The 15804-nt window shown below is 46.1% G+C and carries 16 protein-coding genes; 5 read left to right on the top strand and 11 right to left on the bottom strand.

What is annotated here, in order from left to right; genetic code table 11:
- Window positions 1-87: 87 nt before the first annotated feature.
- The gene (locus tag OCV11_RS06460) at window positions 88-558 is read right to left on the bottom strand and encodes an outer membrane lipoprotein (RefSeq protein ID WP_261895760.1); all 471 of its coding nucleotides are present in this window, start codon (window positions 556-558) and stop codon (window positions 88-90) included.
- A gap of 32 nt (window positions 559-590) precedes the next feature.
- Here OCV11_RS06460 and aat point away from each other — a divergent pair, with 32 nt between their 5' ends.
- From aat to infA, 3 genes are all read left to right on the top strand, one after another.
- Entirely contained in the window at window positions 591-1310 is a 720-nt protein-coding gene (aat, locus tag OCV11_RS06455; RefSeq protein ID WP_261895759.1) for a leucyl/phenylalanyl-tRNA--protein transferase, read from the top strand.
- A 15-nt stretch (window positions 1311-1325) separates the two neighbouring features.
- Window positions 1326-2027 (top strand): arginyltransferase, encoded by a 702-nt coding sequence (locus tag OCV11_RS06450; protein ID WP_261895757.1) that lies wholly within the window; start codon window positions 1326-1328, stop codon window positions 2025-2027.
- A gap of 83 nt (window positions 2028-2110) precedes the next feature.
- Window positions 2111-2329, top strand: a complete 219-nt coding sequence (gene infA / locus OCV11_RS06445; protein ID WP_005298441.1) for a translation initiation factor IF-1 — start codon at window positions 2111-2113, stop codon at window positions 2327-2329.
- Window positions 2330-2555: 226 nt separating this feature from the next.
- Here infA and clpA read toward each other — a convergent pair whose 3' ends face one another.
- Window positions 2556-4826: an ATP-dependent Clp protease ATP-binding subunit ClpA gene (gene clpA / locus OCV11_RS06440; RefSeq protein ID WP_261895756.1), complete on the bottom strand. Its 2271-nt coding sequence runs from the start codon at window positions 4824-4826 to the stop codon at window positions 2556-2558.
- 46 nt (window positions 4827-4872) lie between these two features.
- Window positions 4873-5193 (bottom strand): ATP-dependent Clp protease adapter ClpS, encoded by a 321-nt coding sequence (gene clpS, locus OCV11_RS06435; protein ID WP_261895755.1) that lies wholly within the window; start codon window positions 5191-5193, stop codon window positions 4873-4875.
- 493 nt (window positions 5194-5686) lie between these two features.
- Here clpS and cspD point away from each other — a divergent pair, with 493 nt between their 5' ends.
- Window positions 5687-5908, top strand: coding sequence for a cold shock domain-containing protein CspD (gene cspD, locus OCV11_RS06430; RefSeq protein ID WP_261895753.1), 222 nt, complete (start codon window positions 5687-5689; stop codon window positions 5906-5908).
- Window positions 5909-6025: 117 nt separating this feature from the next.
- Here cspD and OCV11_RS06425 read toward each other — a convergent pair whose 3' ends face one another.
- A complete protein-coding gene (locus OCV11_RS06425; protein WP_261895752.1) occupies window positions 6026-8254 on the bottom strand; it encodes an NADP-dependent isocitrate dehydrogenase in 2229 nt (742 codons plus the stop codon).
- 508 nt (window positions 8255-8762) lie between these two features.
- On the opposite strand from OCV11_RS06425, the gene OCV11_RS06420 reads away from it, so the two are divergent.
- Window positions 8763-9461, top strand: a complete 699-nt coding sequence (locus OCV11_RS06420; protein WP_261895750.1) for a pseudouridine synthase — start codon at window positions 8763-8765, stop codon at window positions 9459-9461.
- 70 nt (window positions 9462-9531) lie between these two features.
- Here the strand turns inward: OCV11_RS06420 and hisIE are convergent, their stop codons facing one another.
- The 7 genes from hisIE to hisD are packed head-to-tail and all read right to left on the bottom strand — an operon-like array spanning window position 9532 to window position 15802.
- Window positions 9532-10170 (bottom strand): bifunctional phosphoribosyl-AMP cyclohydrolase/phosphoribosyl-ATP diphosphatase HisIE, encoded by a 639-nt coding sequence (gene hisIE / locus OCV11_RS06415; RefSeq protein ID WP_261895748.1) that lies wholly within the window; start codon window positions 10168-10170, stop codon window positions 9532-9534.
- Window positions 10167-10940, bottom strand: a complete 774-nt coding sequence (hisF, locus tag OCV11_RS06410; RefSeq protein ID WP_261895747.1) for an imidazole glycerol phosphate synthase subunit HisF — start codon at window positions 10938-10940, stop codon at window positions 10167-10169. Before hisF ends, hisIE begins: the two co-directional genes overlap by 4 nt.
- The gene (gene hisA / locus OCV11_RS06405) at window positions 10922-11659 is read right to left on the bottom strand and encodes a 1-(5-phosphoribosyl)-5-[(5-phosphoribosylamino)methylideneamino]imidazole-4-carboxamide isomerase (RefSeq protein WP_261895745.1); all 738 of its coding nucleotides are present in this window, start codon (window positions 11657-11659) and stop codon (window positions 10922-10924) included. Before hisA ends, hisF begins: the two co-directional genes overlap by 19 nt.
- A gap of 57 nt (window positions 11660-11716) precedes the next feature.
- Complete coding sequence (gene hisH / locus OCV11_RS06400; RefSeq protein ID WP_261895744.1) at window positions 11717-12328, bottom strand: imidazole glycerol phosphate synthase subunit HisH; 612 nt, start codon at window positions 12326-12328, stop codon at window positions 11717-11719.
- Entirely contained in the window at window positions 12328-13401 is a 1074-nt protein-coding gene (gene hisB, locus OCV11_RS06395; RefSeq protein WP_261895742.1) for a bifunctional histidinol-phosphatase/imidazoleglycerol-phosphate dehydratase HisB, read from the bottom strand. Before hisB ends, hisH begins: the two co-directional genes overlap by 1 nt.
- A 41-nt stretch (window positions 13402-13442) precedes the next feature.
- A complete protein-coding gene (hisC, locus tag OCV11_RS06390) occupies window positions 13443-14504 on the bottom strand; it encodes a histidinol-phosphate transaminase (RefSeq protein WP_261895741.1) in 1062 nt (353 codons plus the stop codon).
- Complete coding sequence (gene hisD, locus OCV11_RS06385) at window positions 14504-15802, bottom strand: histidinol dehydrogenase (protein ID WP_261895740.1); 1299 nt, start codon at window positions 15800-15802, stop codon at window positions 14504-14506. Before hisD ends, hisC begins: the two co-directional genes overlap by 1 nt.
- Window positions 15803-15804 lie beyond the last annotated feature (2 nt).

The following is a 15804-nucleotide window of genomic DNA, read 5'->3' as shown; positions in this document are numbered from 1 at the left end:
CATAGGCTGGGCGACGAAAATTCTTCGTAGTGGCAGACTAACCAAAAATGTCGCCCTGTGCTAGTGCAAAATCGGCTTATTTTTGTCTCACATCTCTTTATCGACGCGCACACCGTCATCAAAATAGAGAATCCGGACTTTATCCCCTGAACCAAATAACATATCAGGGTCAACATCTTGAATCACATCCACCAATTTACCGTCATCGGTTTTGATTAAAAGTTCGACCAACTTGTACTCGACGCGATAAATCGGATCTGCACTTTGAGATTGAGCATGCGCAATCCCAGCGCCAGCAGCAGCGCCAGCAACGGTTGCTACTTGGCGACCATGACCACCACCGAACTGATGTCCAATCACGCCCCCAACAACGGCACCAAGTAACGTCTTCCATCCATCGTTGGTTTGCTGCGCGCGGCCAATGTCATGCTGAGAAATGTATCTAACTGTTTCAACCGAGCCAAATACGACCTGATTCACGGGTCTGGCCTGATTCCTTTGATAAGCTGCATTGGCAAACATCGGAAAAATCAATAAGATCCAAAACCACTTTTTCATCTTGTGTCTCCTTAATGGACAATAGGTAGGCTATGACGATTTATCTGCCAGAATTGGCACCTGACAATTTTCTCTTCCCTTCACCTTACGAAGCCTTAGAGGAGCCCAATGGCCTATTGGCCTTTGGTGGTGATCTTAACCCTAAGCGAATCATCAGAGCGTATCAGTCAGGTATCTTTCCTTGGTATGGACAAGGTGAGCCCATTTTATGGTGGAGCCCATCGCCACGAGCCGTCTTCTATCCTAAGACATTTAAACCGAGTAAAAGTGTTAAAAAATTTCAAAGAAAGCAAAATTATGACATCAGTCTAAACATGGCGACTGACCAAGTGATTGATTTGTGTGCATCAACACGTCCACCAGAGCAAACTTGGTTGCATGAAGAGATGCGAGCGGCCTATAAGTCCCTTGCTAAGGCAGGGATTTGTCATTCCGTGGAAGTATGGCAACACCAAGAGCTTATCGGCGGACTTTATGGACTCAATTTAGGTCAGCTCTTTTGTGGTGAATCGATGTTCAGTCTCAAGAGTAACGCCTCGAAAATTGCCCTGTGGTATTTCTGTGACCACTTCGGGCGCTGCGGTGGTGAGATGATCGATTGCCAAGTTTTGAATCCACACACGCAATCCTTAGGCGCGCAGGAGCTACCAAGACAACAATTTATGCAAACATTGCTATCCTTACAAAAGCAGGTCATCAGTGACCACTGTTTTCAACGCCAATGGTTAACCATGCCCATCGACGTACTCTAAGTTGAGGTTGAAACCATGAGTTCAGACATTCATCAGATTCGGATTGGCTTAACCAATAACCATCCGTGCAGTTATCTGGCTGATAAGCTGGAAAGGGTCGCTGTTGCCATCGATCCACAAATGCAAGATTCGGGCAATTACGAAGTCCTACTCGCCAACGGTTTTCGTCGTAGTGGCGATACCATTTACAAACCCCACTGTGATCACTGCCAAGCCTGTCAGGCGCTGCGTGTCGCTATCCCCGACAGTTTGCCAAGTAAGAGCCAAAAACGGCTACTGAACAAAGCACAAGCCGATTTTCATTGGGAAATAAAAAGCACGATGGACGAGAGTTGGTTTGACCTCTACGCCCGCTATATCAACGCCCGTCACCGTAATGGCACCATGTATCCGCCAAAGTGTGATGAATTTAGTAAATTTGCTAAGTGTGATTGGCTGGACACACGCTACCTACACGTTTATTATCAGCAGCGTTTGGTCGCGATTGCCGTGACCGATATATTGCCCTCCAGCGCCAGTGCGTTTTACACGTTTTTCGACCCGGATATTGACCTGTCCCTTGGTACCCTCTGCGTGTTGTACCAGATTGAATTGTGTAAAAAAGACTCAAAACAGTGGTTATATCTTGGCTACCAGATTGATGAATGCCCCGCGATGAGTTACAAAGTGCGTTTTCAAGCGCATCAAAGGCTAGTAAATCAGCGTTGGCAAGGGTAAAATACGCGGCAACTTTACTTATTGAACATTTAGGGGCACAATTCCCGCCGCTAAAATATCGCCAAATTTCTAAAGAGGATTAAATGGCTAAAGAAGACGTAATTGAGATGCAAGGTACTGTCCTTGATACTCTTCCTAATACTATGTTCCGTGTTGAGCTTGAAAATGGCCACGTGGTTACAGCTCATATCTCCGGCAAAATGCGTAAAAACTACATCCGTATTCTGACTGGCGACAAAGTAACTGTAGAGTTAACTCCATACGATCTAACTAAAGGACGCATCGTCTTCCGTGCTCGTTAATCTCTGATTGCGAACCACTAAGCGGGACTTGAGAGTCCCGTTTTTTATGCACGCTTTTTGCTGTAGATGTTTCTAGGTAGATCATTGTTAACCTCAAAGAGACTCTCAAAATGGGATTCCCTTTGAGACTATTAAGCCTTTCACTAAAAACCGGATAACAATCTCAAGGCAAAGAAAAAGCGTGCCACTGCACGCTTTTTTTACTTTTTCAGGAGAGACAAACCTATCACTCGACTTGAGCTTCCGCTTTAGAGCCTAAGTACTCAAATTTCAGTTTATCGCCATCCAATTCCACTTTCACCGTACCGCCATCAACTAAAGAACCGAACAACAGTTCGTTGGCCAGCGGTTTTTTGAGCTGCTCTTGAATCACACGGCCCATAGGGCGAGCCCCCATCTCTCTGTCATAACCTTTGATGGCAAGCCAATGTCTTGCATCTTCAGACACTTCCAGAGAAACACCACGTGCATCCAATTGAACTTGCAATTGAACGATGAATTTATCCACCACTTGCGCGATGACGCGTTCATCCAAGCTATTGAACCAAATAATGTGGTCCAAACGGTTTCTAAATTCTGGCGTAAACACTTTCTTGATTTCCGACAGAGCATCATGCGAGTGATCTTGTTGGATAAGACCAATCGATTTCTTCACAGTTTCTGCCACGCCAGCGTTGGTGGTCATCACCAAAATGACGTTACGAAAATCGGCTTTACGACCGTTATTGTCCGTTAGCGTGCCGTTATCCATCACTTGCAACAGCAAGTTAAAGATATCTGGGTGCGCTTTTTCAATTTCATCCAGCAGCACTACAGAATGCGGGTTTTTAATCACCGCATCGGTGAGCAAACCACCTTGGTCATAACCAACATAGCCTGGAGGCGCACCAATCAAACGGCTCACGGAGTGACGTTCGCCATATTCAGACATATCAAAGCGCAGTAGCTCAATCCCGAGCAGTTTTGCCAACTGCACCGTCACTTCTGTCTTACCTACCCCAGTTGGGCCAGCAAACAAGAAGGAACCCACTGGACGATTGTCTGAACCTAATCCAGCACGAGTCAACTTGATCGATTCAGTCAGTACTTCGATGGCATTGTCTTGTCCGAAAACCAACATCTTCATCTTACGATCGAGATTTTTAAGAATATCTTTATCGGAAGAAGAGACAGATTTTTCAGGAATACGCGCCATCTTAGCCACCATAGCTTCGATTTCTGCCACACCAACGGTTTTCTTACGTTTGCTCACTGGCATCAAGCGAACGCGAGCGCCGGCTTCATCGATAACATCAATCGCTTTGTCAGGAAGGTGACGTTCATTGATGTATTTAGCTGACAATTCCACCGCAGCACGCAACGCTTTGTTGGTATAACGAACATCGTGGTGCGCTTCGTATTTCGGTTTCAAACCCATCAAAATCTTGGTGGTATCATCAAGTGATGGTTCCACAACGTCGATTTTTTGGAAACGACGAGCCAGAGCACGCTCTTTCTCGAAAATGTTGCTGTATTCCTGATAGGTTGTTGAGCCAATACAACGCAGCTTACCGCTACTTAGCAGAGGCTTAATCAGGTTTGCTGCATCGACTTGACCGCCAGACGCCGCACCCGCACCGATGATGGTGTGGATTTCATCGATAAAGAGAATGGCGTCTTTCTCTTTTTCAAGCTGCTTCAAAATCGATTTAAAGCGTTTTTCAAAGTCGCCACGATACTTAGTGCCGGCCAATAGTGAACCGATATCCAGCGAATAAATCACGCTGTTTTGAATCACATCAGGAACGGTACCTTCAACGATACGCCATGCAAGGCCTTCCGCAATGGCGGTTTTACCCACCCCAGCTTCGCCGACAAGTAATGGGTTATTTTTACGACGGCGACACAGCACTTGAATAGTACGTTCAAGCTCTTTGTCACGACCAATCAGTGGATCGATTTGCCCCTGTTTTGCTAAATGGTTTAGGTTGCTAGCAAAACTTTCTAGGCGTTCATCAGAACCCACCTCTTCTGAACTCTCGGTACCAAACGAATCGGATGAAGAGTCATCACTTGAGCTAGACGCTTTGGTAATACCGTGAGAGATGTAATTGACAATATCGAGTCGGCTGATGTCATTCTTCTTCAGAAGATAAGCAGCATGAGACTCTTGTTCGCTGAAAATGGCCACGAGCACATTGGCCCCTGTGACTTCACTGCGACCGGAGGATTGGACATGGAACACGGCACGTTGCAACACACGTTGAAAACTCAAGGTTGGCTGAGTTTCACGGGTTTCATCGTTATCTGGAATTAACGGAGTGGTTTGATCTATGAATGTGTCAAGCTCACGTCGAAGAGTATCGATATCTGCCTGACACGCGACTAATGCTTCCTTCGCAGCGTCGTTTTCCAACAACGCCAAAAGGAGGTGCTCGACTGTCATAAACTCATGTCTTTTATCTCGAGCTCGAGCAAACGCTCCATTTAAACTCGATTCTAGTTCTTTGTTAAGCATAAGGCCTCCTTAAGAAACAACCACGGTTTTCGCATGTGTTATCGTGTTACGCCTGCTCCATGGTGCAGAGCAGCGGGTGCTCATTTTCCCTTGAGTACATCGTAACTTGTACTACTTTCGTTTCTGCAACCTCTGCAGTAAACGTGCCACATATTGCTTTACCTTCATAATGAACCCTGAGCATGATTTGCGTTGCTTGCTCTATATTCATAGAGAAAAAGCGCTCAAGGATTTCGACAACAAAGTCCATAGGAGTGTAATCATCGTTATTTAACACAACGTTATACATTGCCGGTGGCTTAACTGCCGTTTTCTCTGCCTCCAGTAAATCTGAGCCTGGAGTAACCCATTCAAAATTCTTGCCCATGACGTATTTTGTTAAGAGTGTTTCTCAGTCGTTATTGTGCTTGGTGGAAATCAACAGTGCAATGCTCATATTGATTCATACGTAAGCTGCTGTGAGTTCAGGTGAAAAACTCCCCTTACTAAAGAGACTAATCCACCAATCCAGCGGCTGCAAATAAAAGATTGCGATTCCGATCACTGACCTGCTTGACCGCACAAATTCTCATCGCAAATATACAAACAATTTCACACTTTGCGTCGCCAAATGCGAATCAAAGAAGTTAAAAAAGAGTAAGTTGCGTTACCAAATTGCAAATCCCAAAAGTGATTTGCTTATAAAACATTCAATCTTTATGCAATTTTCCTATTGACTGTGGTCAATCATTAGCTAAATTGGTCAATTAGTGAGTAATGATTTGGTAGTAGATCGATTCTCACTAACAGTGAAAGTTAACAATTTGGGTTTAACTGCACTGCAATCACATCAGTAACACAATGCATGAGGGATGTATAGCATGGCTACAGGTACAGTGAAATGGTTCAATAACGCTAAAGGATTTGGTTTTATCTGTCCAGAAGGTGAAGATGGTGACATCTTTGCTCACTATTCGACCATTCAGATGGATGGCTACCGCACATTGAAAGCGGGACAGCAGGTATCTTACGAAGTGGAACAAGGACCAAAAGGCTCTCACGCGAGCAGCGTCGTTCCCATCGAAGGTGAGCTGGCTAAATAGCAGCCAACCCGAAAGAAAAAACGTACCAGCAGAATACGTTAACTTAGCAAATCGATTACTTTGCAAAGCATAAAAAACCCGCCGCAGCGGGTTTTATTGTTTCTAGGCGTCGTCACTCTACAGAGCATTGATAATGCCATTAAGAATGGCGCTTGGACGCATCAGCGTTGAAGCTTTATCAAACTCAGGTAGATAGTAACCACCTAAATCACCAGGAATACCCTGAGCACCATTTAATTCTGCCACAATCGCAGCTTCATTGTCGGCAAGTTGCTGTGCAACTGGCTTAAATTGCGCCGCTAACGCTTTGTCAGCGGTTTGCGCAGCTAAAGCTTGCGCCCAGTACATAGCTAAGTAGAAATGGCTGCCACGGTTATCTAGCTCGCCTACTTTACGTGAAGGTGATTTGTTGGTATCCAAAAATTCACCGGTCGCTTTATCAAGCGTATCCGCTAATACTTGCGCTTGTTGATTACCAGACACTTGGCTTAGGTGTTCAAGTGAGGCCGCTAGTGCCAAGAACTCGCCCAATGAATCCCAACGTAAGTGGTTCTCTTTTTGCACTTGTTGCACGTGTTTAGGTGCAGAACCACCCGCCCCAGTTTCAAATAGACCACCACCATTCATCAATGGAACGATAGAGAGCATTTTTGCCGACGTGCCCAATTCCAAAATAGGGAACAAGTCCGTTAGGTAGTCACGTAATACGTTACCAGTGACGGAAATGGTATCTTTACCCGCTTTGATGCGTTCTAGTGAATAGAGCGTTGCATCCACTGGTGACAAGATTTTGATCTCTAGGCCTTCAGTGTTGTGATCAGGTAGGTATTGATTCACTTTTTTGATCAGCTCAGCATCATGAGCACGAGCACTGTCAAGCCAGAATACCGCTGGAGTGTTGCTGGCACGAGCGCGTGTCACGGCTAACTTTACCCAATCTTGAATAGGTGCGTCTTTCACCTGACACATACGGAAGATATCGCCTTCTTCGACGGTTTGGCTGAGAAGAACCTTACCTGCGCTATCGACTACATTGACGGTACCTGCCGCATCAATAATAAAGGTTTTATCGTGTGAACCGTACTCTTCGGCTTTTTGCGCCATCAAACCAACGTTTGGTACGCTACCCATGGTGGTTGGATCAAATGCGCCGTGTTCTTTACAGAACTCAATTACCGCTTGATACACACCTGAATAACAGCGATCTGGAATCACCGCTTTGGTGTCTTTCTGTTTGCCGTCAGGCCCCCACATTTGACCAGAAGAACGGATCATGGCTGGCATAGACGCATCTACAATCACATCGCTTGGTACGTGTAAGTTAGTGATGCCACGGTCAGAGTCGACCATCGCCAGTGCTGGCTGAGTTTGATAAACCGCAGCGATATCAGCTTCGATCTCTTGACGTTGAGCGTCTGGTAGCGATTGAATTTTCGCATACACATCACCCAAGCCATTGTTCACATCCACACCTAATTGAGCAAACAAAGCGGCGTGTTTATCGAATACGGCTTTGTAATACACTTTCACTGCGTAACCGAAAATCACTGGGTCAGAGACTTTCATCATGGTGGCTTTTAGGTGCAATGAAAGTAACACATCTTGCTGTTTGGCTTGCGCAATTTGCTCTTCATAGAAGGTGATCAGCGCCTTTTTGCTGAGCACTGAAGCATCAATGATCTCTTGTGCTTTAAGCGCAAAAGGTTTTTTCAATACTTTTTTACTGCCATCTTGACCAACAAACTCTATGCTCACTTCGGTTGGCTGCGCCACGGTAACGGATTTTTCGCTACCAAAGAAATCGTGATCGCTCATGCTCGCCACATGGGATTTGGACTCTTTACTCCACGCGCCCATTGAGTGTGGGTTTTTCTTCGCGTAATTTTTTACAGAGGCAGGAGCACGACGGTCTGAGTTACCCTCACGCAATACTGGGTTTACTGCACTACCTTTGATTTTATCGTAAGTCGCTTTGATTGCTTCTTCATCATAAGTGCTTGGCTCTTCAGGATAATCAGGCAAGTCATAACCTTTGCTTTGCAACTCTTTGATCGCAGCTTTCAACTGTGGAACTGATGCTGAAATGTTCGGCAGCTTAATGATGTTTGCTTCTGGAGTTTGAGCTAATGCGCCTAATTCAGACAGTGCATCACCAATGCGTTGATCTTCTTTAAGATGTTCTGGAAAACTCGCCAGAATACGTCCAGCTAAGGAGATATCTCGTGTCTCTACTTCAATGCCTGAAGAGGCAGTAAAAGACTGAATAATTGGCAATAAAGAATATGTTGCAAGTGCCGGTGCTTCATCAGTGATCGTATAAATGATCGTTGGTTTTTTTGTAGGCATGAACTTTCCCTATATGTTCTTAAAACACGATAAAGCCGCTATCGTGTGTGTGGCTACCCTGCTCGAAGATGATATTGCTTCATCACTCCTAATGTTGCCAGCACAGTTGTCGACTGTGACAAGAGAGGCTTGATGAACGTCCAATCCTTTCGAGCAAGCTTAACTCACTCTTCATGATTGTAGTGTAGAACAACATTGCTGCTGTCATCGTCCTTGTGGGGACATGGTTTTGACTCGCCAACTAACACAGACGCATGTCTTTGACAGTGAATACACCCATCGCGAGACCAAACAGATGTAATACATGGTATGATTTGACAAAACCGTGATGGGTGAGCCACTTGCCTAGAGCGTTGTCACTCATCGCGCTATTATTGATAACCAAATCTGACGCTAGAGTCCAATACCTTTCGCGTCTAACCTGTTTTTGTTTTCGAAATCATAACGTAAAGTTCGCTTTCAAAAAACGATCGCAGCGATAATTTTACATTTTTGCAAGGTAGTTAACATGTCATCTCACCCGCAAGAGAAGCGTCATTTCGCGCCAAAAAAAAGTGCTAGCACCACGGCTAGAAAGCGCTCCACTACAGGACCTACAGCCTCAAACCACCGACGTAGCGGACGTACTAGTACCAATGCATCTCGGCCCAAAGTGGCACTGCAAGACCAAAAAGTGGTGATTTTTAACAAACCCTTTGATGTATTAAGCCAGTTTACTGATGGCGATGGTCGCCAAACATTGGCCGATTTTATTCCGCTAAAAGAAGTATACGCTGCGGGTCGCTTAGACCGCGATAGCGAAGGTTTGATGGTGCTCACCAATGATGGGATTTTGCAAGCTCGCCTCACTCAACCTCAGTCAAAGTCACCAAAGACTTACTGGGTTCAAGTAGAAGGTGCCCCTACCGAAGCTGATTTGCAGCCGCTACGCGATGGTGTCGAATTAAAAGATGGTATGACATTACCAGCCCAAGTGGTGGTCATGGCAGAACCTGAAGGGCTATGGGAGCGCAATCCTCCAGTGCGTTTTAGAGCAGCCATTCCAACCACTTGGCTAGCCATCACGATTATTGAAGGGCGTAATCGTCAAGTACGCCGTATGACAGCTCACATCGGTTTTCCGACCCTACGCCTGATTCGCTATTCAATGGGCGATATCACCTTAGGCGATTTACAGCCTGGTGAGTGGAAACAAATTCGCCCCTAATTAGGGATAACCCAATTAGGGGCGAATCGATCAACAAAGCACTATCGTGCGCTTACTTGCTGTGGAGCGCTTACTTATTGTGGCGCTCTTTGAGTTTATCGATCACGTGAGACATCGACAGCTCTTGATCGTTAAGCAGTACCAGTAGGTGGTAAATCAGATCCGCCGATTCACAAATCAGCTCATCTTTATCACCCGCTGTTGCCGCTAATGCCACTTCAACCCCTTCCTCACCCACTTTCTGAGAAATACGTTTCGTACCACGCGCATACAAGCTCGCGGTATAAGAGGTCTCTGGAGACGCAGACTTGCGGTCACCTAATAGGGTTTCCAATTGGTGTAACCACACCATTTGTGACTCTTCTTGGCTATCAGCATCAAAGCAGGTTGTTGTACCCGTGTGGCAAGTTGGGCCGATTGGCTTCACTTTAACCAGCAAAGTATCTTGGTCACAATCCAACGCAATGTTTTTTAATTGCAGTACGTTGCCTGAGGTTTCACCTTTAGTCCAAAGACGCTGCTTGGTACGAGAAAAGAAGGTAACTTGCTCTGTTTCTAGCGTTTTTTCTAACGCGGCAGGGTTCATATATCCCATCATCAAGACTTGGCTTGAGGTGAAATCTTGGATAATAGCAGGCACAAGTCCGTCGACTTTTTCCCAATTGATTCGCTCTACTAACGTACCCTGTTGTGCTTGATCTTGACTCATAGTCGTACCTCGATCCCTTCTTGTTTTAAATAGCGTTTTAACTCGCCAATATTAATTATTTGTTTGTGGAACACAGATGCAGCTAAGGCACCGTCCACATTGGCCTTTTGGTAGGCATCTAAAAAGTGCACCATTTCGCCTGCACCGCCGGAAGCAATCAGTGGCACGTTACACACAGCTCGCACTTTATTAAGCTGTTCTAGGTCGTAACCGTTTCTCACGCCATCTTGGTTCATCATGTTGAGCACGATTTCACCCGCGCCACGGCGTTGTACTTCTTGCACCCAATCGCAAGTTTCCCAGCGCGTTGCTTTGGTGCGCGCTTCATCGCCAGTAAATTGGTATACCTGATATTTACCAGTCTCTTTATCAAAATAGGAGTCGATACCAACAACAATACACTGCACTCCGAAACGATCAGAAAGCTCAGTAATCAGATCAGGATTAGCGAGCGCTGGAGAGTTGATAGAGACTTTATCCGCCCCAAATTCCAATATGCGCGCACAGTCTTCGGCGCTGCGAATACCACCAGCAACACAAAATGGAATATCAATCACTTCCGCTACGCGTTGTACCCAGCTTTTATCGACCACACGGCCATCACTTGATGCGGTGATATCGTAGAACACCAACTCATCAGCGCCTTCTTCTGCGTAGCGTTTTGCAAGCGGTACAATGTCACCGATGATTTCGTGGTTACGAAATTGAACGCCTTTGACCACTTGACCATCACGAACGTCCAAACATGGAATTATGCGTTTTGCCAACATGCGAATGCCTCCTCTGCCGTGAATTTACCATCCAGTAGTGCACGGCCAACAATCACGCCCGCCACACCGGTATCTTTAAGCGCGGCAATGTCCGCTAGGCTGCCAATGCCACCAGACGATTGAAATTGCACCTCGGGATACGCTTTACATAAATCAACATAAAGCTCAACGTTAGAACCCGCTAATGTGCCATCACGAGAAATATCGGTACACAGAACATGTTGCAAACCGACAGTTTGATAATCTTCAATCAGCTCTTCGATAGTGACGCCTGAATCTTCTTGCCAACCGGAAATCGCAACGCGACGAACACCTTGGCTATCGATATTGATATCGAGTGCGAGCACAATGTGCTCAGCGCCATATTTTTCCATCCAACCTTTCACCAACGTTGGATTTTTCACCGCGGTTGAACCGACCACGACGCGCTCAGCGCCAGCGTCAAGTAAACCTTTCACATCGTCTTCGGTGCGTACACCACCACCAATTTGTACATTCGCTGGGGTACTAGCAATCAACTTAGCAATTAAGTCGAGCTGGCGCGCTTCTGTATTTTTTGCGCCAGTTAAATCCACTAAGTGCAACCAATTGGCACCGGCTTGGTGATACACGGCAAACTGCTCTACCGGGTCCACTTTATATTCAGTAACTTGACCATAATCGCCTTGGTAGAGACGAACTACCTGGCCTTCAATCAAATCTAATGCGGGAATTATCATCTCGTCTTCCTTGTATTGGCACAGCGTTACTCTGCCAATCGCTGTTTATAGTCCGTGTTATAGGTTAAGAAAGTTAGCAATCAATTTAGCGCCGGCTTTAGAAGAGCGCTCTGGGTGAAACTGCACCCCGTAATAATTGCCACTTTGAATCGCTGCACTAAATGGGTGACCATAGTCACACTGAGCAATGGTGTAATCACCGACTGGCATGGCAAAGCTGTGCACAAAATAGAAATACTCGCTGGCTTCAATGCCTTTAAACAGTGGGTGACCAGCTTGCGCCGTGACATTGTTCCACCCCATATGAGGCAATGGCAGGCCAGCGGTATCCATCTGTTTAACTTCACCAGGGCAAAGCCCTAAACAGTCCACTTTCTCCGTGGCATCGCTGCGTTTTTCTTCTGAACGCAAACCTAAAAGTTGCATACCAAGGCAGATACCCAGTAGGGGTTTTTCCACCTTTTTAACCAGCTCGACTAGCCCACGCTCTTTCAAGTTGTGCATCGCTTCAGTAGCTGTACCCACACCAGGGAGAAACACTTTGTCGGCCGCCAAAACCACTTGGGGATCTTTAGAGATCACTGCGGGAAAACCTAAGCGCTCAATGGCAAATTTCAATGAAGAAATATTGGCACAGCCAGTATCGATGATGACCACGTTTTGCGTCATTACAACACTCCTTTGCTACTTGGTAGCTCGTTTCCTTCAACACGAATCGCTTGGCGCAATGTACGGCCAAAGGCTTTAAATAAGCTTTCAATAATGTGGTGATCGTTTTGTCCAGTTGACGATAGGTGCAAAGTGCACGCCAATGTATCCGTCAAAGAACGGAAGAAGTGGTACACCATTTCGGTAGAAAAATCCCCCACTTGCTCACGGCTAAACTCTGCATCGAATTTCAAATAAGGACGACCAGACAAATCCAACGCACATTGCGCTAAACACTCATCCATCGGCAAGGTAAAGCCAAAACGACCAATTCCGCGTTTATCACCTAATGCTTCTTTCAACGCTTGCCCTAATGCTAGAGCGGTATCTTCCACCGAGTGGTGATCATCAATGTGTAGGTCGCCTTTGACTTCACACACCATACGGAAACCGCCATGGGTGGCTATTTGATCTAACATGTGATCAAAGAAACCAAGACCGGTACTAATTTGATTACCACCGGTTTCATCCAGATTCACTGCCACTTTGATATCGGTCTCTTTGGTTTGACGAATCACTTGCGCGACACGTGGTTTGGTGGTCAAACGTTTCACAATCTCAGGCCAGTTAAGGGTTTCGGGATGGTATTGAAAACCTTGTAGCGCCATGTTTGCCGCAAGCTGCATATCCGTCGCGCGGTCACCAATCACCGCTGACTGCGTAAAATCGATACGACCGCTTTGCAGATACTCTTTCACCAAACCCAATTTCGGTTTACGGCAAGAACAATTGTCTTTTTCAAAGTGCGGACAAATCAACACATCATCGAATTTCACGCCTTGTGAAGTGAAGATCTCCATCATCATATTGTGGGGCGCATCGAAATCCGCTTGTGGGTAGCTGTCGGTACCTAAACCATCTTGGTTGGTCACCATCACTAAGCGAAAGCCCGCGTCTTGCAACTTAAGCAAACTTGGAATCACTAACGGTTCCAATTTAAGCTTGTCGAGACGATCGACTTGAAAATCAATTGGCGGCTCAACAATCAGAGTGCCATCACGGTCTATAAAGAGAATTTTTTGTTGTTGACTCACAGAAAGTTCCTTTTTCGGAGAAGGCTTAGCCTCCCTTCGCCTCAGTTATTGTTAGCAGTTACAGATTGATAATAGCTGCGGATAAATGCCAATGTTTTTTCACAATCAGCACGACTTCCAGCACTAATACGCACGCAGTTAGCAATCGGTGAATTGCGCAAAATAATGCCCGCATCCCAAGCAGCTTTAAACAGTGCATCGCCGTCAGGAAACTCGATCAATATATAGTTACCCCAACCATCAAAGACGGTCACACCTGGAATAACACTCAAACCCGCTTGTAAATAAGCACGGTTTGCAATGATATCGAGTACTTGGAATTTGGTGCGTGCAAGCCCAGCTGGCGACAGCGCTTGTACTGCAATTTCCGCGACCGGAATTGGCACTGGATATGGGGCAATCACTTTAAGTAGAACTTGAATAAGCTCTTCGTTTGCGAGAGTAAAGCCACAGCGTAACCCTGCCAAACCAAAAGCTTTCGATAACGTACGTAGCACAGCAAGGTGTTCATATTCTGCTAACAGATCGATGGTTGATGCTTCTGGGCAAAAGTCGATATACGCTTCGTCCATCACCACGATCGCACGGTCTTTGGTCATTTCGAGCAAACGCAAAATATCGGCGCGGTTAACTAAGTTACCCGTTGGGTTATTGGGACTACATACAAAGACAATTTTTACGTTGTCTAGTTGGCGTTCGATCTCTGGCAAATTGAGCTGCCAATCAGCAGTAAGAGGCACTTTCTTACGTTCAACGCCAAAGGTTTCCGCACTGATTGCATACATACCATAAGTTGGTGGGCAGTACAGAATAGCGTCTTCACCCACTTCGCAGAAGGCACGAATCAGCAGTTCAATCCCTTCATCAGAGCCACGCGAGGTCAACACTTGTGATGGTTTTACACCGGCATACGCCGCATAAGCATCAATCAGCTCTTTTGGTTGGCAATCACTGTAGCGATTAAGTGAATTCAGATTAAGAGTGTATTCGTTAGCAAAAGGCGATTCGTTTGCATTAAGCCACACATCACCACTACCACCGATACGGCGAGCCGACAGGTATGGCGTTAACGCTTGAACTTGTTTACGAGCTAATTTTTCCATTATGAATTCGCCTTTGTCAGTTTTTCAACACGGATGGTGACAGCACGACGGTGTGCGTCTAACCCTTCTGCATTCGCCATTGCAACAACGGTTGGTGCTAAACTTTGTAGACCTGATGCTGAAAGCTCTTGCACTGTCATGCGTTTACTAAAGTCTGCCAATCCTAAACTTGAGTAAGTGCGTGTGTAGCCATACGTTGGCAATACGTGGTTGGTACCAGACGCATAATCGCCTACCGATTCAGGCGACCATTCACCAAGGAAAATCGAACCTGCGTTATCAAATAACGGCACTAATTCACGTGGATTTTTGGTTTGTACGATAAGGTGTTCTGGCCCGTAGAAGTTTGAGATAGAAACGGCTTGGGTCAGAGACTCGGCAATAATAATCAAACTCGATGCTAACGCTTTTTGTGCAATTGAGGCGCGAGTGAGTTCTTTAAGCTGCTTTTGTACCGCGTCAGTCACCTGATCAGCGATAACTGGTGACGGTGTCACAAGTACCACTTGTGAATCTGGACCGTGTTCTGCTTGGCTAAGAAGATCCGCCGCGATGAAGTTCGCATCGGCTGACTCATCAGCAATCACCAACACTTCAGATGGTCCCGCTGGCATATCAATCGCTGCGCCACGGAAATCGTTACTCACTTGACGTTTTGCTTCCGTCACGTAAGCGTTGCCTGGGCCAAAGATTTTATCCACTTTAGTCACAGATTCTGTACCGTAGGCCATTGCAGCGATCGCCTGACCACCACCAAGGTTATACACCTCATCAATTTGGCACAGCTTAGCAACATACAAAATTTCATCGGCGATCGGTGGTGGTGAACAAAGAATCACCTTACGACAACCCGCAATTTGCGCTGGAACACCCAGCATCAATACCGTTGATGGCAGTGGCGCGCTACCACCAGGAATATAGAGACCCACTTTATTAATCGGGCGAGTGACTTGCTCACACATCACACCCGGCATGGTTTCTACTTTCACTGGCTGTGGGCGCTGCGCTTTGTGGAATTTGCTGATGTTGGTGTAAGCTGTTTCCAGCGCTTGCTTCATCTCTTCAGTCAGACGTGCCGATGCCGCTTCAATTTCTTCTTCTGACACTCGCAGAGATTTGGGTTTGACGCGATCAAATTTTTCCGTCAGTGCCCAAAGCGCTGCGTCGCCGTCACGACGAACCTGACCAATCACATCTGCTACGGCAGCTGTGATATTCGCCCCTTCTGTAATGGCTGGGCGTTCTAGAATACTTTCTTGTTGTTCTTCACTTAGGGATTGCCAAACTACTGTTCTCATCG

This window comes from Vibrio porteresiae DSM 19223, from assembly GCF_024347055.1.
GTDB lineage: Bacteria > Pseudomonadota > Gammaproteobacteria > Enterobacterales > Vibrionaceae > Vibrio > Vibrio porteresiae.
The sequence above is the reverse complement of the archived record's forward strand: the minus strand, read 5'-3'. Positions and strand labels throughout refer to the sequence as shown.

What these genes read in the sequence shown, in the direction of transcription:
- OCV11_RS06460 (WP_261895760.1), bottom strand. Translation starts at nt 558, where the DNA reads ATGAAAAAGTGGTTTTGGATCTTATTGATTTTTCCGATGTTTGCCAAT.
- aat (WP_261895759.1), top strand. Translation starts at nt 591, where the DNA reads ATGACGATTTATCTGCCAGAATTGGCACCTGACAATTTTCTCTTCCCT.
- OCV11_RS06450 (WP_261895757.1), top strand. Translation starts at nt 1,326, where the DNA reads ATGAGTTCAGACATTCATCAGATTCGGATTGGCTTAACCAATAACCAT.
- infA (WP_005298441.1), top strand. Translation starts at nt 2,111, where the DNA reads ATGGCTAAAGAAGACGTAATTGAGATGCAAGGTACTGTCCTTGATACT.
- clpA (WP_261895756.1), bottom strand. Translation starts at nt 4,826, where the DNA reads ATGCTTAACAAAGAACTAGAATCGAGTTTAAATGGAGCGTTTGCTCGA.
- clpS (WP_261895755.1), bottom strand. Translation starts at nt 5,193, where the DNA reads ATGGGCAAGAATTTTGAATGGGTTACTCCAGGCTCAGATTTACTGGAG.
- cspD (WP_261895753.1), top strand. Translation starts at nt 5,687, where the DNA reads ATGGCTACAGGTACAGTGAAATGGTTCAATAACGCTAAAGGATTTGGT.
- OCV11_RS06425 (WP_261895752.1), bottom strand. Translation starts at nt 8,254, where the DNA reads ATGCCTACAAAAAAACCAACGATCATTTATACGATCACTGATGAAGCA.
- OCV11_RS06420 (WP_261895750.1), top strand. Translation starts at nt 8,763, where the DNA reads ATGTCATCTCACCCGCAAGAGAAGCGTCATTTCGCGCCAAAAAAAAGT.
- hisIE (WP_261895748.1), bottom strand. Translation starts at nt 10,170, where the DNA reads ATGAGTCAAGATCAAGCACAACAGGGTACGTTAGTAGAGCGAATCAAT.
- hisF (WP_261895747.1), bottom strand. Translation starts at nt 10,940, where the DNA reads ATGTTGGCAAAACGCATAATTCCATGTTTGGACGTTCGTGATGGTCAA.
- hisA (WP_261895745.1), bottom strand. Translation starts at nt 11,659, where the DNA reads ATGATAATTCCCGCATTAGATTTGATTGAAGGCCAGGTAGTTCGTCTC.
- hisH (WP_261895744.1), bottom strand. Translation starts at nt 12,328, where the DNA reads ATGACGCAAAACGTGGTCATCATCGATACTGGCTGTGCCAATATTTCT.
- hisC (WP_261895741.1), bottom strand. Translation starts at nt 14,504, where the DNA reads ATGGAAAAATTAGCTCGTAAACAAGTTCAAGCGTTAACGCCATACCTG.
- hisD (WP_261895740.1), bottom strand. Translation starts at nt 15,802, where the DNA reads ATGAGAACAGTAGTTTGGCAATCCCTAAGTGAAGAACAACAAGAAAGT.